Source organism: Rhizobium sp. H4, assembly GCF_003013335.1.
GTDB lineage: Bacteria > Pseudomonadota > Alphaproteobacteria > Rhizobiales > Rhizobiaceae > Rhizobium > Rhizobium sophoriradicis.
Genome location: NZ_PSOW01000001.1, coordinates 140,495 through 161,564, shown reverse-complemented (window position 1 = coordinate 161,564; position 21,070 = coordinate 140,495). Strand labels below are relative to the sequence as shown.

The window sequence follows — 21,070 nt, the reverse complement described above, 5'->3', positions numbered from 1 at the left end:
AAAAAGGGCATGACAAATTCCTGAGTTCTTTGCCGATCGGGCATATTTCTTGGCAAATCACCATTAACCGTTGAGTTACCACGGTCGTTTACGCTTGCGGCACCTTTGTTGTGGAGTAAGAGCATGTCCGGCGTATCGCGTGATCAGGATGTGGACATCGATCTCAGTCAGCTGGTTCGCGCCGTCTGGGCGCGCCGGCTCAGGATCTTGACGATCACGCTCGTGGGGGCGGGCGTCGCTTTCGCCGGCGCCAAGATCATGTCGCCGCAATATCGCAGCGAAACCCGCATCCTCATCGAGCCCCGCGCGCCGGCCTTCGCCAGCACTCAGCAGGTAAACGACGCAGGCGCCGGCCCGCTGATGGACGAGCTGAATGTCGCCAGCCAGGTGCAGCTGTTGCAATCTGCCGATCTCCTGAAGAAGGTGATCAACGACCTGAAGCTCTACAATCTGCCGGAATTCGACGATGCCGCCAACGGCTCGGCGATGAGCAGCATCCTCGTGAAGCTGCATCTGAGGAAGAACCCGATGGAGAACCCGCCGGAAGAGCGGGTGATCGACGCTTTCGTCGAGCGGCTGCAGGTCTATCAGGTGCCGGGCTCACGCGTCATCGGCATCAGTTTCACCTCCAAGGACCCGAAGCTCGCTGCCGCCATTCCGAACGCCATGGCGAATGTTTATCTTTCCACCCAGAGCGGCGCCAAGCTCGATTCCAACTCCGAGGCGACGCGCTGGCTGGAGCCGGAGATCGAAAGCCTGCGCCGCAAGGTCAGCGAGGCCGAGAAGAAGGTTGCCGAATATCGCACCAGCCATGGGCTCTTACAGACGAACGGCACGACCACCTTTCCCGCCCAGCAGCTGAACGACATCTCCGCTGAGCTCACCCGCGTGCGCGGCGACCAGGCCAATGCCGAGGCGAGGGCGCAGGCGGTGCGCAATGCGCTGTCTTCGGGCGAAGCTTCCGACACGCTGCCTGACATCATGTCCTCGCAGGCGATTCAGCGGCTGAAGGGAACGGAATCGGGCCTGCAGTCGCAAGTCTCAGACCTGCAGACCAGCCTTCTCAATAGCCATCCGCGGCTGAAAAGTCTGCGTGCCCAGCTTGCCGACATCCGCGGACAGATCCGCCAGGAGACACAGAAGATCCTCGCGAGCATCGAAAACGAGGCGAAGGTCGCTGATCTCAGGGCAAGCGAGCTCGAGCGGCAGAAGGACACGGTGCAAGCCAACAGCGCCCGCGCCGGCGAGGACGAAGTCGGCCTCAATGCGCTGGAGCGCGAGGCGACCGCTCAGCGTCAGTTGCTCGAAACCTATCTGGTGCGCTACCGCGAGGCCGCCTCCCGCGCTGACAGCAACTCGAGCCCGGCCGACGCCCGCATCGTTTCCAAGGCCATCGAGCCCGTCGATCCCTATTTCCCCAAGGTCGTGCCGATCGTCGTCGTCGCAGCCGTCGCCACACTGATCCTCAGCGCCATCGTCACCATGCTGGCCGAACTCTTCAGCGGCAGGGCGCTTCGCCCGATCGATGCGTCGGCTGAGACAATCGAGACGGAAACGGGCGCCGAAAAGAAGATTGGGCCGCAGGCAGCTCCCGTCGTCGCCGTCCGGAGTCCCGCCCGGGCGAGCATGCTCGCCGTGGTCGCCGAGGAAGAGGATGCGATCGACGAGGCTGCTGCGCAGGTACCGGAGGACGACAATGAATTCTCCGTCGCCTCGGTTGCCGTTTATCTCACCGGCAGCCGGGCGCCGCTGGCAATCGCGATATCTCCGACCGGTGACGATGGTTCGGCGGCGACGGTTTTGCTGACCCGCATTCTCGCCGATGCCGGCCGTCGCGTCGTCCTGATCGATATGACCGGTTCCGGCCATCCCACGGAACTGATGGCCGAAGACCAGGGCGCTCCTGGTGTCACCGACCTGCTCTGCGGCGAGGCCGCCTTCGGCGACACGATCCACAGCGATCGGCTTTCAGATGCCCATCTAATCCCACAGGGCCGGAGCGACGTACGCCGCGCCATGCGCGGTGTCGATCGGCTGGCGCTGCTGCTCGATGCGCTGGCCTCTGCCTACGATCTCGTGGTCGTCGAATGCGGCGCTGCCGATGTTGCCGGCGTCTCGCGCCTGACGCGCAGCCGGGATGTCGAGATCATCCTCTCCCTGCCGCAGATCGAGGAGACCGTTTTCGTAACGCTGATGACCGAATTCCAGGCTGCCGGCTACGATCGCGTCGTGCTGATGTCGGACGGCGAAGCGGCAGAGCAGAGGCTCGGCCAGGCGGCCTGACGCATTGCGAGGGTGTCGCGATTTGCGGCAACAACATGCCAAGGACAAAGACCGCTCAGCCGATCCTTGCCCGGATCGCCTGGGCGAATTTATAGAGCTTCGGGCGCGCCTTGATATGCGCCTTGCCCCGCGTGACGATCCTGTGCGCCGCGCCGGCGGCGACGCCGATCGGCGAGACCGGCAGCACCACGTCGTAATGCGCGGTCTCGACCGGCGCCCAGGATCGTTTGTAGGTCTGATCGCCGAGGCCGAAATCGAACAGCGCGACGCCTTTGCCGTGCAATCCCGAGATGGTCTGCCAATAGAGGAATTCGCCGGGGCTCGTATCCGGCACGAGGTCTTCGTCGATCGCCCCGAATTGGCAGATGACGTGATCGCCCTTACGCGAGATGCCTGAGATCGCAGCGATCCGGTCCTCATTCCCGCCCTTCAGCCGCAGGACATGCATCTGCAGGCCGAAGAACTGCCTGGTTTCATCCTGCTTGTCGATGAGGCCGTGCAGGAAGGCCTGTGTTTCCCGCTCGGCAAAGACATCGGGCAGGCCAAGGCTGGCGAAGCGGGTACTTTTCAGACGGAAGAAGATATCGAGCAGGCGATGCTGCTCTTCCGATGTTTCGGGGATGACGTATTCGACGCCGCCGGCGGCCTCGAGACGCCGCGATTGAACGCGGAATTTCTTACGCCGGCTCTTGGCGTTGATCTGTTTCAGCGTCTCCTCGAAAACGGCAAGCAGCGGCAGTTGATAGGCGTGGTTCTGGTTTTGCACCATCGGCAGCCCGGTAAGCGGCGTCTGCCGTCCGCGCCATTCCAACGGAATGTTTTGCAGCAACAGCAGATCGGCCCGCCCCTTCAACGCTTGCTGAAGCTGACGAGCGAATTTTTCGGCGTCGATGCTGCCGCCGCTTTCGGCGAAATTCCTCGAGAATAGACCGGTATTGATATTGCTGTGATCGGCAGCGATGAATTTCGCGACGGCAAGACCGCGCGACTTGACGATCTCGACCGGCAGAATGAAGGCCGTCTCGCCGGCATAGGTGCCTTTGAGGATGGCCAGCGGGCGTTGAAAGGCGCTTACCCAGGCGGCGCACCAATCGTAGCTCTGATGGAGCGACTGGAGATTGTCGGCCTCCAGAGCCCGCCAATCATCCTCCAACGGCTGCATCGCGTCGAAAACCGCGATGTCGATATTGGCCATGGCAAGTTTCATGCTCACCTGGCGGAGGCGTGAAATCGCCGTGTCGGCCAGCGCTGCGTCGTCTGACGGCTGTTCACGGACGTCGAACTTTTGCGTCTGCACTGGAATTCTCCGGTCAAAATGCTGAGCGGGAAGGTAGTAATGCAGGGCGTATATTAGGTTTAATCGTCGGCTATCAGCGAGGTTTTCCCCCGATCACGGTTATCCGGCCGTTAATGGCCTACTGCTGCCGCGGTCCGGCCATCCATTTGATGATCACCATCGCCGGCAAGACCCAAAGCAGGCCGGTGAGCAGGAAATAGAGCAGGTGCCCCCACCACGGCGCGTTGCCGAGCGTCGCCACGGCGATCGTGTTCGCCACCAGCGCGTAGACGAGCACGAGCACGATGATGAGGATCGTGCCGATGAATTTGCGGAGGCGGACGGGCATTTTGATCCCTTGTCTGGGTGGCGCGAACCGGCGCGACGGCATGCCGCAAAGGTTCGGGGCTTGTTTTGCATGAGCCGGTGGGGCAAATCAACTGCCGGATAGAAGGAGACATCATGGCCGTCGCGAACCTCACCACGGAACAGGCGATCCTGAGCGAAGTGCGCAAGCAGAACCGCAATCGCCGCGCCTTGCGGCTGTGGCTCGGCTTCGTGCTTTTAGCACTCTTCTGTCTCGTGCTCGTCGGCGGCGCCACGCGGCTGACCAATTCCGGCCTGTCGATCACCGAATGGAAGCCGATCCATGGCGTCATTCCGCCGCTGTCGGCTGCCGAATGGGAGGAGGAGTTCCGCCTCTATCAGCGCATTCCCGAATTTCAGCAATTGAACAGCTCCATGACGGTCGACGAGTTCAAGGGCATTTTCTGGTGGGAATGGGCCCACCGGCTGATCGCCCGCGGCATCGGCGTGATTTTCGCGCTGCCGCTTATCTTTTTCTGGCTGACGGGACGCATCGAAAGGCGCCTGCGCTGGCCGCTCGTCGCCATTCTGGCGCTCGGCGGCCTGCAGGGTTTTATCGGCTGGTGGATGGTGTCCTCGGGTCTTTCCGTCCGCACCGATGTCAGCCAATACCGGCTCGCGACACATCTCGTCATGGCCTGCCTGATCTTTGCCGGCTGCATGTGGATCATGCGCGGTCTCTCGCCACATTCCAACGATCCGGCGCCGGCACGAAGCTCGCGCGCATTTGCTGCCGCGATCGCTATTTTCTCGCTGTTCCAGATCTATCTCGGTGCGCTGGTGGCCGGGCTCGACGCCGGCCTTTCCTACAATACCTGGCCGCTGATGGACGGCGCCGTCATCCCGTCGGATCTGCTGATCCAGCAGCCTTTCTGGATCAACGCCTTCGAGAACCCGAAGACCGTACAGTTCATCCACCGCATCGGCGCCTATGCGCTCTTCGCGTTGACTTTGATCAACATGGTCATTGCTCTGCGCGCCGCACCCTGGACCACCCACGCCCGCCGCGCCGTGGTGCTTTTCTCGCTGGTGACGCTGCAGGCGGCGCTCGGCGTCGCCACGCTGCTGATGCAGGTGCCGCTCCACTGGGGCCTGCTGCATCAGGCCGGCGCTCTGGTGGTCTTCGGTTTCGCCGTCGCCAATTGGCGCGGCTTTTACGGCGAATATCCGCACGCCACGGCAATTGCGGAGCGCGATTGAAGCGCAAGCCGTTTAACGCAGCACGCCGTCGAGCAGCGGCATGCCGATGATCGCAGCGGCGGCGATCAGCACATAGCAGGCGATGCGGAAGGTCCGTTCCTCGGCCAGGCCGAACAGTTTCGAGCCGCCGTAAAGCCCCAGCGCATAACTCGGCAGAATGACGGCCGTCAGGGCAAAGACGGCGGGGACGAGCAGACCGCCGACATAATAGCTGATGGCGCTGAAGATGGTGGAAATGGAGAAATAGAGCACGACATTGGCTCTGACGCGCGTGAAATCGCTCTTGCCGCCGAGCCAATAGGCGACGACAGGCGGTCCGCCGAGCTGTGCGGCGCCACTGAACAGGCCGGCAATCAGGCCGACGCCGCTGCTGAGTGGTGCCGAAGGCGCGCCGTGATAACGCCATCCGGAGACGAGAAGCGCGAGCAGTGAGATGGCGATGATCGTGATGCTCCAGCGCAACAGCGTCGGGTCGAGCAGTGCCAGCATTGCCGTGCCGGCCGGGACGCCGAGTGCCGCACCCGCGGCCATGACGAAGACCTCGGGCCGGTTGGCGTTGCGCCAAGCGGGTGGAATCATCCCGAGCGTGGCAATGCCATCGATGACGAGCAGGATCGGCGAGGCCAGTTTTGGCCCGATGATGGCGCCACCGAGCGGAATGAAGATCAGCGCTGCCCCGAAACCGGAAAAGCCGCGGGCGAGCCCGGCGATGAAGGCAAAGGCCATCAGGGCATAGATGCCGTGATCGGGCAGGGCGGCGGCAAACCAGGCCTGCCCGTCGGTGATAAGCGCATCCAGCGTCATGACGTCAGGAAGCGAGCATCAGGTCCATGTTCTGCACGGCGGCACCCGAGGCGCCCTTGCCGAGATTGTCGAGCAGCGCCACCAGATTGACCTGGGAACCGCCCGGCGTGCCGAAGACGAAGAGCTTCATCGTGTCCTTGCCTTCGAGTTCGACGGCGTTGACACGCGGGAGCGCCTTGCTGTCGGAAAGCGGCACGACGGTGACGATGTCCTGGCCGGCATAATGGGCGGCGAGTGCCGCATGAATGCTCTCCATCGTTGTGCCCTCGGCGAGATCGTCGAGATGCAGCGGCACCTGCACGATCATGCCCTGCGCGAATTTGCCGACCGATGGCGAGAAGATCGGTGCGCGGTCGAGCAGGCCGTGCACCGTCATTTCGGGCACGTGCTTGTGGGTGAGGGGAAGACCGTAGAGGAAATGCGGGGCGGAGATCGCATCCGGGTGATCCGGATTTTCCATCTGGGCAATCATCTGCTTGCCACCGCCGGTATAGCCGGAAACCGCATTGACCGTGACCGGGTAGCCGTCCGGCAGAATGCCGGCGGCACGCAGCGGCCGGATAAGGCCGATTGCACCGGTCGGATAGCAACCGGGGTTGGCGACGAAACGCGCGGCTTTGATCTTGTCGGCCTGGGCGCCGTCCATTTCGGCAAAGCCGTAGGCCCAGCCGGGATTGACACGGAAGGCGGTCGAGGTGTCGATGACGCGCACATTGTTGTTGGCCGAGACCATCTGAACCGCTTCCTTCGATGCATCGTCGGGCAGGCAGAGAATGGCGATATCGGCGTTGTTCAGCATGTCCTCGCGCATGGCGGCGTTGCGCCGCTCAGCCTCGGGAATGGACAGAAGCTCGACATCGCGGCGGCCGGCCATGCGCGTGCGGATCTGCAGACCCGTTGTGCCGTGTTCGCCGTCGATGAAGATTTTCGGTGCCATGTTAACCTGCGCTTTCAATGGGTTCAGAAGGTTTCCGGATTCATTTTGGGATAATAAGTCAGCCTTGTGACACGGCGATGGCGCGTCGCTCCGCATGAAGCCCCAGCATATACATCGCCACCGTTGCCCCGGCAATGGCGGTGATATCGGCGTGGTCGTAAGGTGGCGAAACCTCGACGATATCGGCGCCGCGAATATCGAGCTGATGCAGGCGCTGCAGCACTGAGAGGATCTTGGCGCTCGACGGTCCGCCGGCGACCGGCGTGCCGGTGCCGGGCGCAAAGGCCGGATCGAGGCAATCGATATCGAAGGTGAGATAGGCCGGCGCCCCGCGAGTGTGGGAGATGATTGCCGAAGCGATGTCGCCGGCAGTCATATCCTCCACCTGATGACCATGGAGAATATTGATGCCGCAATCCTCCGGCGCATGGGTGCGGATGCCGATCTGAATCGAGCGATCGGGGTCGATGATGCCCTCGCGGGTGGCCCGTGCGACGAATGAGCCATGGTCGATACGCCGCTCTTCGTCGAACCAGGTGTCCTGATGCGCGTCGAACTGCACGAGCGCCAGCGGCCCGTGTTTTGCCGCATGCGCTTTCAGCAGCGGCCAGGTGACGTAATGATCGCCGCCGAGCGTCAGCAGAAAAACGCCGCTGTCGAGGATCACGTTCGCCTGGCGTTCGATCGCGCCAGGCGTATCCTGGTGATTGCCGTAATCGAGCAGGCAATCGCCGTAGTCGATCACGGCCATGTCGGCGAACAATTCGCGGTTGAAGGGATATTGCGCATCATTGTCGAAGATCGCCGAGGCACGCCGGATCGCTTGCGGGCCGAAGCGCGTGCCCGGCCGGTTCGATGTGGCGGCGTCGAAGGGAATGCCCCAGACGGCGACATCGACGCCGGAAAGTTCCTTGGTGAAGCGGCGGCGCATGAAGGACAGGGCGCCGGCAAAGGTCGGGTCGCTGGCAGCTGAGGTGAGGCTGGTCGCCGTGAAGGCGTGATCGATGGTCTTGTTCGCCAAGTCATGCTCCTTGTTTCGGTCGCAGAACCAATGTCGCGTCCAGTGCAGACGCTGCATTGCGGGGTGTTCGACGCAGAGCGTCGGCGTTGGTCCGCGCAAAGGAATTGGCCGATCCCTTTGCGCAGAAAGGGGTAGGCGAGGTGTCAACGGATTTCAAGCAGTCGTTCGGATAACAGCATCGCCGAGGCTTGCCAACGAGGCGCTGTCATCCCTCTGCACTGACGATTTTGATAAAAGCTGTGGTTTAGTCTGTTCTTCCCCAAAAGTTATAATTGCAGAAAAATTGCTGTTTCTCTATGCAAGGCCGGATTGCAGATTCGGGTGCTCATAGTCGGTAAGAATACGAAATTTTTGGGAATATTTAAGTGATTTACCGACGAGAGATTGACGGCCTGCGGGCAGCCGCAGTGATGCCCGTTATTTTATTTCATGCGGGCTTTAGTCTCTTCAGCGGCGGTTTCATCGGCGTCGACGTCTTCTTCGTGATCAGCGGATTTCTGATCTCCTCGATCATCCTCGAGGAGATGCGCTACGGCACCTTCTCGCTGGCGGCGTTCTTCGAGCGCCGCGCCCGCCGACTCCTGCCAGCCCTGTTTCTCGTCGTTCTGTGCTGTCTGCCCTTTGCCTGGCTTTGGGTGATGCCGGAGGAGTTTCGCGCCTTCTCCGACAGCCTGATTGCCACCAGCCTCTCCGGCGCCAATTTCCTGTTCTGGTTCAAGAGCGGCTATTTTGCGCCGGAGGCCGGAGAGGTGCCGCTGCTTCACATCTGGAGCCTGGCCGTCGAAGAACAGTATTACATGTTCTTTCCGCTGCTCGTCATATTCATGTGGAAGCGCAAGCCGAGCTGGCTCTTTGCGGTCCTGGTTGTGATCGCGCTTGCCAGCCTTGCCTACAGCGAGTGGGCGTCGCGCGCCTTTCCCTCGGCCAATTTCTATTTCTTGCCGTCGCGGGCCTGGGAATTTCTGGCCGGATCGATCTGCAGTTTCATCCAGTTAAAGGGGCAAACGCGCGGCAGCAATCCGTTGTCGCTCGTTGGCTTCGGCATGATCGCCTTCTCCGTCCTCTATTTCGACGAAACCGCGCCCATACCCTCGACGCTTGCCCTGGTTCCCGTGGTCGGCGCGACGCTCGTGCTGCTCTATGCGCGACAGGGAACCTGGGTGGCGGCAATGCTTTCAACCCGCGCCCTGACGATGATCGGCCAGATCAGCTACAGCGCCTATCTCTGGCATCAGCCGCTTTTTGCCTTTGCGCGGATCCGTAGTATTGATCCCCCGCCGCTGACCGTAATGGGCGCTCTCGCCTGCCTTTCGCTTGTACTGGCCTATATCTCGTGGCGTTTCGTCGAGCAGCCGTTCCGCAGGGGTGAGCGCCGATTGTTGCCGTCGACCCGCAGCCTGGTCGCATCGGTATCCGTGGTGCTTGCAGCCTTTATCACCTTCGGCATTTACGGCCACGACACGCGCGGCATTCCATGGCGTCTGCCTGCGCCAATCAAGGAATTCATGGCGAACAATGATTGGAGCAAGACCTGCCTTCTCGAGGGCGCGTCGGGCTGGGATACGATGCCGATCAAGGGCTGCGTATTCAACGGCAGCCACGCACAGACATACGCCATCCTCGGAGATTCCCTGGCCTCGTCGCTGACGCCGGCGCTGGCCAAGCGTCTGGACGGCATGAATATCGGCCTGCAGCAGATCACCCACAGCTTCTGTGCGCCGATCGCCGACGTCTCGATGGTCCCGCACCAGGCGCGCGACTGCGGTGCCTTCAACGCTGCGGCGATCGACCATCTCGTCAAGAGCAAGGTGAAAACGGTCTTTCTCGCTGCCTCCTGGAAGATCTTTTTCGAGCAGTCGCGCTACAGGTTCAGCGGCGAGGAAGTCGCGACATCAGACGTAGGGCAGCGGTTGAGGGATGCCTTCGACAAAACCGTCGGCGAGCTGACGTCGGTCGGCATCCGCGTCGTCATCATCTATCCGCATCCGCGCGGCGACACGGAGATCACCGCCAAGGTCGCGAAGCTGATGCACAAGGGCACGCCGGCGCCGACGATCACGATCGCCTAGGATGAATTTCTCAAGCAATCGGCGCCTACCTATGCCTATCTCGACGACCCCAAGGATAGCCATGTGCTGCGCGTCAATCCGGCCAAGATTTTCTGCGGGATGGAGACGGGCCGGTGCGATCTGGCGCGGGGAGGCAAGACCTTCATTTCCGACAAGGTGCATTTCACCCCGGCAGGTGCGGAAGCCGTCGCCGACGAAATCATGGTCACTCTCGGGCGAGACGACATGGCGGACGGGAATGGTATGGCAGCGCTCGCTTCCGACTAATGCATGTCGGCCGGAAGTGTGCAGCGGTTCCGGTAACGACCTTCATAAAACCAAAGGACTGAAGCGCGTCGGATCTTTCAGACGCGTCCTTCTGCTTTATTTACGCATGCCGTTGCCGCAGAAGCGCTGCATGGTTTTGCGCGGCATGCTGTGGGTCCTGAAGCGCGCACAGCGCTGCAGCGGCTCCGACCTTTTAAGAGCCGATTGCACAACAAAAAAGGCCGGGTTTCCCCGGCCTTCGTATTTCCGTCTGTCCAAAGCGATTAGCGCTTGGAGAACTGGAACGAACGGCGGGCTTTTGCCTTGCCGTACTTCTTGCGTTCGACGACGCGGCTGTCGCGGGTCAGGAAGCCGCCCTTCTTCAGCACCGAGCGCAGGCCCGGTTCGAAGTAGGTGAGCGCCTTGGAAAGGCCGTGGCGAACGGCACCGGCCTGGCCGGAGAGGCCGCCGCCGGCAACGGTTGCGACGATGTCGAACTGGCCGTCACGGGCAGCCGCGACGATCGGCTGGCGCAGGATCATCTGCAGCACCGGACGGGCGAAATATTCCGCGAATTCCTTGCCGTTGACGATGATCTTGCCGGAGCCCGGCTTGACCCAGACGCGGGCGACGGCGTTCTTGCGCTTGCCGGTCGCGTAGGAGCGGCCGAGCGAATCGACCTTGCGGACGTGCGCCGGAGCAGCAGCTTCGGAAGCCGTGCCGAGATCCTTCAGGGAGGAGAGGTCAGCCATGATCAGGCGCTCCTTACATTCTTTTTGTTGAGCGCGGCAACGTCGAGGGCGACCGGCTGCTGGGCTTCATGGGGATGGTTGGCGCCGGCGTAGACGCGCAGGTTCTTCATCTGGCGACGGCCGAGCGGGCCGCGCGGAACCATGCGCTCGACGGCCTTTTCGAGGACGCGCTCCGGGAAGCGGCCTTCGATGATCTGGCGTGCGGTGCGCTCCTTGATGCCGCCGGCGTAACCGGTGTGCCAGTAGTAGACCTTGTCGGAATACTTCTTGCCGGTGAAAACGACCTTGTCGGCATTGATGACGATGACGTTGTCGCCGTCGTCAACGTGGGGGGTGAAGGTTGCCTTGTGCTTGCCGCGCAGGCGCATAGCGATGATGGAAGCGAGACGGCCAACGACCAGCCCTTCGGCGTCGATGATCACCCACTTCTTCTCCACCTCTGCAGGCTTCTGGGAGAAGGTAGCCATAGTGAATACTCTCTTTTGGGACCCTTGCCCGAAGGCTGGAAGGGCGTTTCTTGTTGCTTGGATTGGCAGGCGCAAGACATGCCAAAAAGAAAGCAGCCCGGAAGGCTGCGTTCTGGTGCGGTGTATAAAGGGAATGTGACATCGGGTCAATATCGTCATTTTCGGCGACCTGAAAAAAACGATAGGAAAAACAACAACTTACCTATACGGTATTATAATACCTCATAATTGCCGAGATCGCTGGATGGCCTGCTTTGGCTTTTTACCGCTACCGCGACTTGGATTTGACGCGACGGGCCAGGATCGCAAGTGGTCCTAATCCTTGAACTCCCGCAGACATTTCATCATTTCCCGAAGGCCGCGTGTCAGATGTTTGTCCCGGCGCAGAACCATGCCGAGCCGGCGCATGAGCTTCGGTTTCAGCGACGACGTTGTCACCAGACCGGCAAGGTCGCGCTTGAGCGCCAGCCCCGGCAGGATCGACCAGCCGAGCCCCACCGCCACCAACTCCTTGATAGCCTCGACGCTGCCGAACTCCATCGCAGGGCGGGTCCTGATATCGGGGGCGGCCAACCAAGCGTCGATTGCTCGCCTCGTATTGCCTCCCTCATAAAGCAGCAGCGTCCTGTCGCGCATGAAGGCAGCGTCCGGCCCGCCTTCGGGCACGAGGCTGCCGACGGGAGCGACCGCGAGCAACTCTTCTCGTAAAACGGTTCGATCGCGAAATTCCGTCCCGAGGCCGGCAGAGCGACGACGGCGATGTCGAGACTGTTGGTTTCCAGATCGCGCAGAATATCGTCGGCATTGCCGATATGGACGGTGATTTCGAGGCCGGGCATCGCCTTCCTGGCAGCGGCGATGGCGCGTGGAAGCAGGTGGATCGAGGCGGTGCCGCCGCTGCCGATGCGCACGCGGCCGCTGGCGCCTTCCCTGTGCGGCAGCATCGCTTCTTCCGCCGCTGCCACTTGCTGAAGCAGACGCCTCGCGTGCGAAAGCAGGTCAAGGCCCGCCGCCGTCGGCTGCGCTCGCCGTCCGACACGCTCGATCAGCCGGACGCCGAGCCGCTGCTCAAGGCCTTTGACCTGCAGGCTGACCGCCGGTTGCGTCACGCCCTCCTTGTCGGCGGCGGCCGTAAAGCTTCCGAGGTCGGCGACATTGACGAAGCTCGCGAGCTGATCGAGATTAAGTGGCATATAAAAGAAATCCTTATGCATATCATAATATGCATAAGCTTCTTTCATTCCATCTTCCAGCGCATCCTTCCTTCGTTGAGAAAAGGACGAAGAGATGACCCTGGAATTCGATGCAATCTTTGAAACGCCGCGCAATGCGCTTCGGTCGAAACTCCGGCGGACGGTCCGCTGGGGTCGAGGCTTGTCGGCGGCCGTCGAGCATTGGCTCACAAAGCGACGCAGCCGCCGCAGGCTTTCGGAACTCACCGATGAAGACCTTCGCGATATCGGCCTGACCCGTGCGCAGGCGACGGCCGAGACATCGAAATCATGGTTCTGGTCCTGACCATGCCGCCGGGGGGAGGGAGGATCCTGCTCGAAAGTGCCGGCGCCTTGTGGCAGAACAGCTGTGTGGAAATCGAGCAGCAGGGAGCAGCATCATGGCCGAAATCGTATCATTCCGGAAGGAAGCGGACAGGGCGGACGGGTTGTTGCTTCGCTCCCTGCGCGATGGCGTGCTGCGTCTCGTGCTCAACGACCCGCCGGCCAACGCGCTTTCGATCGCGCTTCTCGAGGCGCTGATGGCTGAGCTCGAAAAGGCGGGATCGGATGCTGATGTGCGCGTCATCGTTATCGCCTCGACCGGCTCCGTCTTTTCCGCCGGCCATGACCTCAAGGAACTCACCGCCCATCGCGTCGATGAAGATCAGGGGGCTGCCTTCTTCGAGAAGAGTTTCCGGCTCTGCGCCGATCTGATGCTGAAGATCACCCATCTGCCAAAACCCGTCATCGCCGAGATCGACGGGCTTGCAACGGCTGCCGGCTGTCAGCTCGTTGCCTCCTGTGATCTGGCCATCTGCACGGACACCTCGACGTTCTGCACGCCAGGCGTCAATATCGGCCTGTTCTGTTCGACGCCGATGGTGGCGGTAACCCGTGCCGCCCATCGCAAGCAGGCGATGGAGATGCTGCTGACCGGCGAGACGATCGATGCTTCGACGGCCAAGGATTTCGGCCTCGTCAACCGCATCGTGCCGAAGCAATATCTGGCGCAGGTCGTTGCCAAATATGCGGCCGTGATCGCCGGCAAATCGCCATTGACACTAAAGATCGGCAAGGAGGCCTTCTATCGGCAGCTCGAACTGCCGGTGGAGGCGGCCTATGACTATGCCGCCAGGGTGATGGTGGAGAACATGCTGACGCAGGATGCGCAGGAGGGTATCGGCGCCTTTCTCAGCAAGCGCAAGCCGGAGTGGAAGGGTGAATGATCACCCTAGCTTCAGAACCAGCACGCCGGCTGCGATGACGACGCCGGCGACGTAACGCCAGATTCCGGCTTTTTCCTTGAACACGGCGACCGAGATGACCAGCCCGAAGACGATCGCGGTTTCCCGCAACGCGGCGACGGTCGCGACCGGGGCCTTCGTCATTGCCCAGAGCGCCAGTCCGTAAGAAGCAATCGAACCCGCGCCGCCGATAAGGCCGCGCCACCAGTTGCGGCGAACGTGGCGCAGCACCGTCAGGCTGCCGCGCCGGGACGCCGCCCAGGCAAACAGCAGTATGGGCGGCAGCAGCGACATCCACAACGTATAGGAAACCGCGTTGCCTGAAAGGCGCGCGCCGATGCCATCGACATAGGTGTAGCTGGCGATGACGAAGGCATTGGCAATGGAGAGGACGACGGCACGGCCACTGCCCCGACGCGCCTCCAGGGCGAGCGTCAGGACGCCGGCTGAGATCGTCATGATGCCGGCGAGCGCGGCGCCGGAAAGGTCTTCACTGAGGACGACACCGCTTGTCGCGGCGATCAGCAACGGCGTGCAGCCACGCATCAGCGGATAGACCAGGCCGATATCCCCGGCCCGGTAGGCGGCGGCTACCAGCTGGAAATAGGCGAACTGCAGGATGGCCGAAGCGCCGATGAACGGCCAGGCCGCACTTTGCGGCAAGGGCAAAAATGCCAGGAACGGCAAGGCTGATACCGCGCCGCCGGCCGAAATCAGCGCCGCATCAAGGGATTTGTCGCTGCCCGCTTTGACGATCGCGTTCCATGTCGCATGCAGCAATGCACCGAACAGAACGAGCAGGATGACGTCGAGAGGCAAGGACCAAATCCGAAACTGCAGGGGAGGACATGCGCTTCGCCCCGACGGGGCAAGCTTCTGCAAGGACAACTGCGATTTGCACGAAACTGCTTTGCCGCGGTCGCGGATGCCTTCCTGTCTGGAATATCACCCTTTCAATATCCAAACAATCGCGGGGTACCCGACAATTATTACGTGCGCGCGACATACGTTCAATCCACGAGATCTCCTCAACTATGAGATGCTGCTAATGGACGACGGAACATAGGGTGGCCCTAAAGGGAACGAAAGAGGAAAGCACCCGGAGGAATTTCGGAAGGGATCATTCTATGTTGCTGAAATACAGATATTATTCTATAACTTTGAAATACGTGGAAAATAAAGCTTTTGATTGTAAATTCCTTGGAAAATCGTAGCGCGCGATTGAGCCAGCCAACATTCGCAAACGCGAAGGGCGTAGGGCATCTGCCGCAATCACGGCGGCAAAAACCTCAAAGCTGATGATGTGGAACGAACAGCATCCCGTCCAGGTTGTCTATGTTCTGACAGTTCAGAACGGGGCAGCGAGGATCGTCTTTCGAGGGGATGTGGGTCCACTCGGCATAGTCGGTCGCGTCGCAATAATGGCTGTTGCGGACGTAACGATCATAGAGGGGCAGACCGCGGGGGGACTGATAGCGGAAGATGACGGCGCCCTGATTGTGGATGGCGGCGCGCACGCTGGCACAGCTCATGGTGAGTGGATTGTAGCGCGAGATTGCCAGTGCCGGCGATGCGGCGAGCACGAGCATGAGGGCAAGAGCGATTTTTTCATCGAATCATCCTCAGAAACTATCCAACCCATATATACGGGAAAGGCGCGCAACTGGTTTCACGCAAAAGCAAAAATCACGCGCGCCGTGGCGAACGACTTTCGCAAGTGGAGAAGCGGACATGAATCACGACAGCTACACGGATGACTTCCTCGCCGGCATCTTGCATTCGGTGAAGATCATCGCCCTGACCGGCGCTTCGCCCAATCCGGCGCGGCCGAGCAACGGCGTCATGGGCTACCTGCTGTCGCGCGGCTATGAGGTCATTCCGGTCAACCCGGGGCAGGCGGGTAAACAGATCCACGGCCGCACTGTCTTTGCCCGGCTCGCCGACATTCCTGTGCCGATCGACATGATCGACGTCTTTCGCGCTGCCGAATATCTGGACGGCGTCGTCGAGGAGGCGCTGGTGCTGAGGCCGTTGCCGAAGGTCATCTGGGCGCAGCTCGGCGTCCGCGACGATGCGGCTGCGGCAAAGGCGGAGGCCGCCGGCATCAAGGTGGTGATGAACCGCTGCCCGGCGATCGAATATCCCCGGCTCATTGCCTGATCTCATTGCTGCGCTCCGCAGAGACGGATTTTCCACCGAACGCCGGTGGGTTGAAACGGATCGCGATTAACTTTCGTCCGGGAGAGGCTATGATCCCGGCCGTCAGCAATAACTGGAGGACGACATGGCCAAGAATGATCCGGGATTCAACACGTTGGCGATCCATGCCGGCGCCCAGCCCGACCCGGCGACCGGTGCGCGGGTAACGCCGATCTACCAGACGACCGCTTACGTCTTCAACGATTCCGATCATGCCGCCGCGCTCTTCGGCCTGCAGGCGTTCGGCAATATCTACACGCGCATCATGAACCCGACGCAGGCCGTGCTGGAGGAGCGCGTCGCAGCGCTCGAGGGCGGCACGGCGGCCCTTGCCGTCGCCTCCGGCCATGCCGCACAGATGATCGTCTTCCACACCATCATGCGCCCCGGCGAGAATTTCATTGCTGCACGCAAGCTTTACGGCGGCTCGATCAACCAGTTCGGCCATGCCTTCGAGAATTTCGGCTGGCAGGTGCGCTGGGCCGATTCCGCCGATCCGGCAAGCTTCGAAAGCCAGATCGACGAGAAGACGCGCGGCATCTTCATCGAGAGCCTCGCCAATCCCGGTGGCACCTTCGTCGATATCGCGGCGATCGCCGAGGTTGCGCACCGCAACGGCCTGCCGCTCATCGTCGACAATACGATGGCAACCCCCTATCTCATCCGTCCGATCGAACACGGCGCCGACATCGTCGTGCATTCGCTGACGAAATTCCTCGGCGGCCACGGCAATTCCATGGGCGGCCTTATCGTCGACGGCGGCACTTTCGACTGGTCAAAATCCGGCAATTACCCCATGCTGTCCAGCCCGCGGCCGGAATATAACGGCATGGTCCTGCATGCGACCTTCGGCAATTTCGCCTTCGCCATCGCCGCCCGCGTTCTCGGCCTGCGCGATCTCGGGCCGGCGATCTCGCCCTTCAACGCCTTCCTGATCCTGACGGGGATCGAGACATTGCCGCTCAGGATGCAGCGCCACAGCGACAATGCGATCGCCGTGGCGAGGTGGCTGAAGGCGCACAGCAAGATCGCCTGGGTGAATTATGCCGGCCTCGAGGACGACCCGAACCACACCCTGCAGCAGCGCTACTCGCCGAAGGGCGCCGGCTCCGTCTTCACCTTCGGCGTCAAGGGCGATTATGAGGCGGGCAAAACGCTGGTCGAGGGCCTTGAGCTCTTCTCTCATCTTGCCAACATCGGCGACACCCGCTCGCTCGTCATCCATCCCGCCTCGACGACGCACCGGCAGCTGAGCGACGAACAGAAGATCGCCGCCGGCGCCGGCCCCGATGTGGTGCGCCTTTCCGTCGGCATCGAGGACGTCAAGGACATCATCGCCGACCTCGAACAGGCGCTTTCGAAGATCTGAAACAGCCCAACCGGGAGGTAAGGCTGGCGAGGGGATCAGCTGGTCTTCACCCGATCCGATTACCGTTGGACAATCACTCGGGTCCCCGGCTGGACCATATCGTAAAGCTCCTCGACGTCCTCGAGGTACATTCGAAAACAACCACTCGACGCATTGGTTCCGATGGAGGACGGGTCGTTGGTACCGTGGATGCGCAGCAGCCCATCGGCAAGGTATATCGCTCGGGTCCCTAGCGGATTGTTGGGGCCTGGCTTCACGACCGCTGGAAGCCTCGGGTTCTTCTGACGCATGCTGGCCGTTGGCCGCCATTCGGGATGCATTCGCTTCGACACCACCCGCGTCGTTCCGTACCATTGCTTGCCTTCGCGGCCGACGGCTATGGGGTAAACGAACTGCTCTCCGTTTGCTGTCGTATAAATAAGTGTGTGTTCGCGCGTGGCGATCACGATGTTTCCTCTAGCGCTTCGCGTCGAGGGTGCCCTGCGATCATACAGGGGTTCCTCATAGCCAGGGGCGGGGTCGTAATAGGGCGGAGGTGGATACGGGCTGTAGGGGTCATCATAGCCGTAGCCCCCGTATTCGTCGTATCCATCATACGGTTCATAAACTTGGGCGCGGGCCTGAACCACCGTTAGCAAAACGGCCACCGCAAGGAGAGCCAGCAATCTCATTTTTCGCCATCCGCCTGTCTATCAAGCGGTATTGGTCCCAACTCTATGGCGTCACTATGGCGGACCGGTGCGACGATGTTGAACGCATGCTGCAAAGGCGCATGGGAAAACCAATAATTGCGAGCGCGCCTCATCTAAACCTATGCTGCGAAGAACACTCAATTCGAAGAGATCCAGAATGACTGTTAGCAACTTCATCACCTTCGGCATCGATGGCGTCGAACCGGAGTTGGGCGCGCCCGAACCCGGTCGGATCATCTCCGGCGATCCGCAGTTCCGGACCTGGAATCTGGAGGAGGCCGAAGGCGGCCTCTATTGCGGCATCTGGGAGGCGACGCCCGGCAAATGGCGGATCGTTTACGAGGAATGGGAATATTTCAGCCTGCTGTCCGGCCATTCGATCGTCACCGAAGACGGCGGCGAGCCGGTTCATCTGAAGGCGGGTGACCGGATGATCCTCAGACCCGGCTTCAAGGGAACCTGGGAAGTCGTTGAAACGACTCGCAAGGACTATGTGATCAGGCTTTGAGCGGCGGCTGCAGATCGGCTGTGATGATGCCGGGCCTGTCCCGGTTTGCGGCGATTATGCGCCGGTTCTCCTGAAAAGACCGCTTCGCATTTGCGGATAGACGGCATTTGATCTTTCCCATTAATGGGACCTACATCGTCAAATGCTAGAGCTTACCTGCAGCGCATTGCGGACATGATGTCTCCTGCCGTCACAACAGACATGGCCTTGCAATTCATCTTTTCGGGATTGGCATGTCGTCGAATCTTGCGGGTAGGCACGTTCGCACCCAAACCTCTTCCATCATTGCGACAACGGTCTGCTTCCTTCTGGTAGCCCTCGTTCTCACAGGCCTCATGGCCCATGTCGTCGCGACTATGACCCGGTCGGCGAACGGGATCGACGATGCCCGCGCCACTCGCGCCGCCCGCGCCGCGATCGCAGCCTTTGTCGCCCGCCTCGGTGCGACAACGACGGATAATGCCGTCTGGGACGATGCCTATCGTGCGGCTTCCTCTCCGAATGCTGCGGATTGGGCCTATGAGAATTGGGGAAAGACCAGCGAGGATTACCCGCTTTACGACGGTGCGATCGTAATCGGACCCGACCGGACGTCGATCGTGTCGGCCTATGCCAAGGGCAAGCCCTTCGAGCCCGCCGCGTTCTTCGGCAGGGCCTTTTATCAGCAGATCAATGTGGCCGCCGATCCGGCGAAGGCGCCGTTGGTTAATTTCATCAAGACCGAAACCGGTATCGCGCTGATCGCATCGCAGGCAATCCAACCTTTCGATGACGTTGCCGACACTGCAAAATTCAGCACGCTGAGCTTTTACAAGGAATTCACGTCTGAAGTCCTCGATATGCTGTCGAATCAACACGAGCTTGACGGTTTGCGCCTGGAGAAGGTTCCGACGCCGGAATTCCTGAACGCCCCGATCACAGACATGAAGGGTGCGGTCATCGGCTATCTCGTCTGGCCCAGCAAGGCGCCCGGAAGCACGGTGTTCCATCAGGTGACGCCTTACATCGCGGCCGCCATCGTTATCCTCGTGCTGTTCCTGGTCGGTGTTCTGATGGTCGGCGCGTCCGAGGCGCGGCGTCTGCGCCAGCTGGCGCAGGCAGCGCTTTACGAAGCGGGCCACGATAGTCTGAGCGGCCTGTTGAACAGACAGGGGCTGCTCAGCCTGCTCGAAGAGCTGCAGGATCCGGCCTCAACGCCGCCCCGGCTCTATCTGGTCGATCTCGATGGCTTCAAGGCCGTCAACGATGCCTGGGGGCATGCCGTCGGCGATGACCTGATCCGCCTGGTCTCGAAGGCGTTGACGGCCTGCCATCCGGAAGTCGTCGCCGCCGCCAGGCTGGGGGGCGACGAGTTTGCGCTGGTGCATGTTGGCGCTGCCACCTGCGATGAGATGGAGAGGGCCGTTCTGGCGCTGTTTGCCGAGCCCTTCAAGATCGATGGGCGGACAATCGAGGTCGGCGCAAGCATCGGAGCTGCCGCGCGAGACGGAGACATCGAGCCCCTGGAGCTTCTGCGCAGAGCGGACATGGCGCTTTATCGCGCCAAGGCAAATGGCAGAGGCCAAGCGATCGAATACGACCCCGAGCTCGACCGTGAGCGCCAGCGGGTCGCCGAGCTGGAGACCCTCCTGAAGAGCGCCATCGGCGCCGGTACGATCGAAGCCGTCTTCCAGCCTCTCGTCTCTGCCTCGACCGGCACGGTGACCGGTCTTGAAGCGCTGGCGCGCTGGCGAACGGCGGCCGGCAATGTCAGCCCGGAGGTCTTCATTCCGCTCGCGGAAAGATGTGGTCTCATTGATGCGCTCGGCGCGCACATGCTGAGAACATCGGTCGCGCATGCCAAGAACTGGCCGGACCTGGCGCTGTCGGTCAATGTTTCGCCGGTCCAGCTCTGCAATCCGGAATTTGCCGCCGAAGTGATCTCGGTCCTGCGGGAACTCGATTTCGACCCGAAGCGCCTGACATTGGAGATCACCGAAGGCGTTCTGATGACGAATCCCGATCAGGCCCGGCGCTCGATCGACCAGCTCAAACGCGTCGGCATCAAGTTCGCGCTCGACGACTTCGGCTGCGGTTACGCCAGCATCGGCGCATTGCGGCAATTCGGCTTCGATCGCATGAAGATCGACCGCTCGCTCGTCTCCGCGCTCGACGAAGGCGCAAAGGGCGCCGATGTTCTTCGGGCAACCATCTCGCTGGCGACCGCCCTGCAGATCCCCGTTACCGCCGAAGGCATCGAGAATTCGCGCCAGGCGGCGATCCTGCGGGACGCCGGATGTGATCAGCTTCAAGGCTATCTGATGGGAAAACCCATGTCGGCCCGCGACATCTCCGGCAAGCTGCAGGAAGAGGCCGCCGCCTAAACATGTCTTACAAGAGTGTTTAGCGCGTCGGATTCAACCGGCACGCCGCACGGGTCCTCC

At 61.3% G+C, this 21,070-nt stretch carries 18 protein-coding genes and 2 pseudogenes; 9 read left to right on the top strand and 11 right to left on the bottom strand.

The window, feature by feature from the left end; genetic code table 11:
• Window positions 1–123 precede the first annotated feature (123 nt).
• The gene (locus C4N04_RS00810; protein WP_106795254.1) at window positions 124–2,283 is read left to right on the top strand and encodes a Wzz/FepE/Etk N-terminal domain-containing protein; all 2,160 of its coding nucleotides are present in this window, start codon (window positions 124–126) and stop codon (window positions 2,281–2,283) included.
• A 55-nt stretch (window positions 2,284–2,338) separates the two neighbouring features.
• Here C4N04_RS00810 and C4N04_RS00805 read toward each other — a convergent pair whose 3' ends face one another.
• Together C4N04_RS00805 and C4N04_RS00800 are read right to left on the bottom strand one after the other, a co-directional pair.
• Window positions 2,339–3,580, bottom strand: coding sequence for a GNAT family N-acetyltransferase (locus tag C4N04_RS00805; protein WP_077993311.1), 1,242 nt, complete (start codon window positions 3,578–3,580; stop codon window positions 2,339–2,341).
• 118 nt (window positions 3,581–3,698) lie between these two features.
• On the bottom strand, window positions 3,699–3,908 hold the full coding sequence (locus C4N04_RS00800; protein WP_003573983.1) for a DUF2842 domain-containing protein: 210 nt from the start codon (window positions 3,906–3,908) through the stop codon (window positions 3,699–3,701).
• Window positions 3,909–4,021: 113 nt separating this feature from the next.
• Between C4N04_RS00800 and C4N04_RS00795 the strand changes: the two genes are divergently transcribed.
• On the top strand, window positions 4,022–5,125 hold the full coding sequence (locus C4N04_RS00795) for a COX15/CtaA family protein (protein WP_106795253.1): 1,104 nt from the start codon (window positions 4,022–4,024) through the stop codon (window positions 5,123–5,125).
• Window positions 5,126–5,137: 12 nt separating this feature from the next.
• Here the strand turns inward: C4N04_RS00795 and C4N04_RS00790 are convergent, their stop codons facing one another.
• Genes C4N04_RS00790 through speB form a run of 3 tightly spaced genes read right to left on the bottom strand, consistent with a single transcriptional unit; the run spans window position 5,138 to window position 7,887 of the window.
• A complete protein-coding gene (locus C4N04_RS00790; protein ID WP_039619051.1) occupies window positions 5,138–5,929 on the bottom strand; it encodes a sulfite exporter TauE/SafE family protein in 792 nt (263 codons plus the stop codon).
• A gap of 4 nt (window positions 5,930–5,933) precedes the next feature.
• Window positions 5,934–6,866 (bottom strand): N-acetyl-gamma-glutamyl-phosphate reductase, encoded by a 933-nt coding sequence (argC, locus tag C4N04_RS00785; RefSeq protein WP_096762153.1) that lies wholly within the window; start codon window positions 6,864–6,866, stop codon window positions 5,934–5,936.
• Between the two features lie 58 nt (window positions 6,867–6,924).
• Complete coding sequence (speB, locus tag C4N04_RS00780; protein WP_077993315.1) at window positions 6,925–7,887, bottom strand: agmatinase; 963 nt, start codon at window positions 7,885–7,887, stop codon at window positions 6,925–6,927.
• Between the two features lie 365 nt (window positions 7,888–8,252).
• Between speB and C4N04_RS00775 the strand changes: the two are divergent.
• A pseudogene (locus C4N04_RS00775) lies at window positions 8,253–10,223 on the top strand (acyltransferase family protein).
• A 263-nt stretch (window positions 10,224–10,486) separates the two neighbouring features.
• On the opposite strand, the gene rpsI reads toward C4N04_RS00775, so the two are convergent.
• The 3 genes and pseudogenes from rpsI to C4N04_RS00760 form a co-directional block, all read right to left on the bottom strand.
• Window positions 10,487–10,954, bottom strand: a complete 468-nt coding sequence (gene rpsI / locus C4N04_RS00770; protein WP_009995734.1) for a 30S ribosomal protein S9 — start codon at window positions 10,952–10,954, stop codon at window positions 10,487–10,489.
• Window positions 10,955–10,956: 2 nt separating this feature from the next.
• Entirely contained in the window at window positions 10,957–11,421 is a 465-nt protein-coding gene (gene rplM / locus C4N04_RS00765) for a 50S ribosomal protein L13 (protein ID WP_008521951.1), read from the bottom strand.
• Window positions 11,422–11,736: 315 nt separating this feature from the next.
• Window positions 11,737–12,614 (bottom strand): annotated as a pseudogene (locus tag C4N04_RS00760) (LysR family transcriptional regulator).
• A gap of 94 nt (window positions 12,615–12,708) precedes the next feature.
• Between C4N04_RS00760 and C4N04_RS00755 the strand changes: the two are divergent.
• Both C4N04_RS00755 and C4N04_RS00750 read left to right on the top strand, forming a co-directional pair.
• On the top strand, window positions 12,709–12,939 hold the full coding sequence (locus tag C4N04_RS00755; RefSeq protein WP_009995712.1) for a DUF1127 domain-containing protein: 231 nt from the start codon (window positions 12,709–12,711) through the stop codon (window positions 12,937–12,939).
• Window positions 12,940–13,033: 94 nt separating this feature from the next.
• Window positions 13,034–13,861 (top strand): enoyl-CoA hydratase, encoded by an 828-nt coding sequence (locus tag C4N04_RS00750; protein ID WP_009995713.1) that lies wholly within the window; start codon window positions 13,034–13,036, stop codon window positions 13,859–13,861.
• Here C4N04_RS00750 and C4N04_RS00745 read toward each other — a convergent pair whose 3' ends face one another.
• Both C4N04_RS00745 and C4N04_RS00740 read right to left on the bottom strand, forming a co-directional pair.
• Window positions 13,862–14,698 (bottom strand): EamA family transporter, encoded by an 837-nt coding sequence (locus C4N04_RS00745; protein ID WP_077993321.1) that lies wholly within the window; start codon window positions 14,696–14,698, stop codon window positions 13,862–13,864.
• Between the two features lie 470 nt (window positions 14,699–15,168).
• The gene (locus tag C4N04_RS00740; RefSeq protein ID WP_106795252.1) at window positions 15,169–15,468 is read right to left on the bottom strand and encodes a hypothetical protein; all 300 of its coding nucleotides are present in this window, start codon (window positions 15,466–15,468) and stop codon (window positions 15,169–15,171) included.
• Window positions 15,469–15,610: 142 nt separating this feature from the next.
• Between C4N04_RS00740 and C4N04_RS00735 the strand changes: the two genes are divergently transcribed.
• Both C4N04_RS00735 and C4N04_RS00730 read left to right on the top strand, forming a co-directional pair.
• A complete protein-coding gene (locus tag C4N04_RS00735; protein WP_106795251.1) occupies window positions 15,611–16,039 on the top strand; it encodes a CoA-binding protein in 429 nt (142 codons plus the stop codon).
• 124 nt (window positions 16,040–16,163) lie between these two features.
• Window positions 16,164–17,447: an O-acetylhomoserine aminocarboxypropyltransferase gene (locus C4N04_RS00730; protein WP_077993323.1), complete on the top strand. Its 1,284-nt coding sequence runs from the start codon at window positions 16,164–16,166 to the stop codon at window positions 17,445–17,447.
• Window positions 17,448–17,506: 59 nt separating this feature from the next.
• On the opposite strand, the gene C4N04_RS00725 is transcribed toward C4N04_RS00730, so the two are convergent.
• The gene (locus C4N04_RS00725; protein WP_039619072.1) at window positions 17,507–18,118 is read right to left on the bottom strand and encodes a L,D-transpeptidase; all 612 of its coding nucleotides are present in this window, start codon (window positions 18,116–18,118) and stop codon (window positions 17,507–17,509) included.
• A 178-nt stretch (window positions 18,119–18,296) separates the two neighbouring features.
• Between C4N04_RS00725 and C4N04_RS00720 the strand changes: the two genes are divergently transcribed.
• Both C4N04_RS00720 and C4N04_RS00715 read left to right on the top strand, forming a co-directional pair.
• Window positions 18,297–18,647 carry a cupin domain-containing protein gene (locus tag C4N04_RS00720; RefSeq protein WP_009989588.1) on the top strand — a complete coding sequence of 117 codons (351 nt, stop codon included), beginning with the start codon at window positions 18,297–18,299 and terminating at the stop codon, window positions 18,645–18,647.
• 233 nt (window positions 18,648–18,880) lie between these two features.
• A complete protein-coding gene (locus tag C4N04_RS00715; protein WP_106795250.1) occupies window positions 18,881–21,010 on the top strand; it encodes an EAL domain-containing protein in 2,130 nt (709 codons plus the stop codon).
• The last annotated feature ends 60 nt before the right edge of the window (window positions 21,011–21,070 follow it).

Coding starts and splice junctions, on each gene's coding strand:
- C4N04_RS00800 (WP_003573983.1), bottom strand. CDS start 3,908: ATGCCCGTCCGCCTCCGCAAATTCATCGGCACGATCCTCATCATCGTG.
- C4N04_RS00810 (WP_106795254.1), top strand. CDS start 124: ATGTCCGGCGTATCGCGTGATCAGGATGTGGACATCGATCTCAGTCAG.
- C4N04_RS00750 (WP_009995713.1), top strand. CDS start 13,034: ATGGCCGAAATCGTATCATTCCGGAAGGAAGCGGACAGGGCGGACGGG.
- rpsI (WP_009995734.1), bottom strand. CDS start 10,954: ATGGCTGACCTCTCCTCCCTGAAGGATCTCGGCACGGCTTCCGAAGCT.
- C4N04_RS00715 (WP_106795250.1), top strand. CDS start 18,881: ATGTCGTCGAATCTTGCGGGTAGGCACGTTCGCACCCAAACCTCTTCC.
- argC (WP_096762153.1), bottom strand. CDS start 6,866: ATGGCACCGAAAATCTTCATCGACGGCGAACACGGCACAACGGGTCTG.
- C4N04_RS00755 (WP_009995712.1), top strand. CDS start 12,709: ATGACCCTGGAATTCGATGCAATCTTTGAAACGCCGCGCAATGCGCTT.
- rplM (WP_008521951.1), bottom strand. CDS start 11,421: ATGGCTACCTTCTCCCAGAAGCCTGCAGAGGTGGAGAAGAAGTGGGTG.
- C4N04_RS00790 (WP_039619051.1), bottom strand. CDS start 5,929: ATGACGCTGGATGCGCTTATCACCGACGGGCAGGCCTGGTTTGCCGCC.
- C4N04_RS00730 (WP_077993323.1), top strand. CDS start 16,164: ATGGCCAAGAATGATCCGGGATTCAACACGTTGGCGATCCATGCCGGC.
- C4N04_RS00720 (WP_009989588.1), top strand. CDS start 18,297: ATGACTGTTAGCAACTTCATCACCTTCGGCATCGATGGCGTCGAACCG.
- C4N04_RS00795 (WP_106795253.1), top strand. CDS start 4,022: ATGGCCGTCGCGAACCTCACCACGGAACAGGCGATCCTGAGCGAAGTG.
- C4N04_RS00735 (WP_106795251.1), top strand. CDS start 15,611: ATGAATCACGACAGCTACACGGATGACTTCCTCGCCGGCATCTTGCAT.
- C4N04_RS00740 (WP_106795252.1), bottom strand. CDS start 15,468: ATGCTCGTGCTCGCCGCATCGCCGGCACTGGCAATCTCGCGCTACAAT.
- C4N04_RS00725 (WP_039619072.1), bottom strand. CDS start 18,118: ATGAGATTGCTGGCTCTCCTTGCGGTGGCCGTTTTGCTAACGGTGGTT.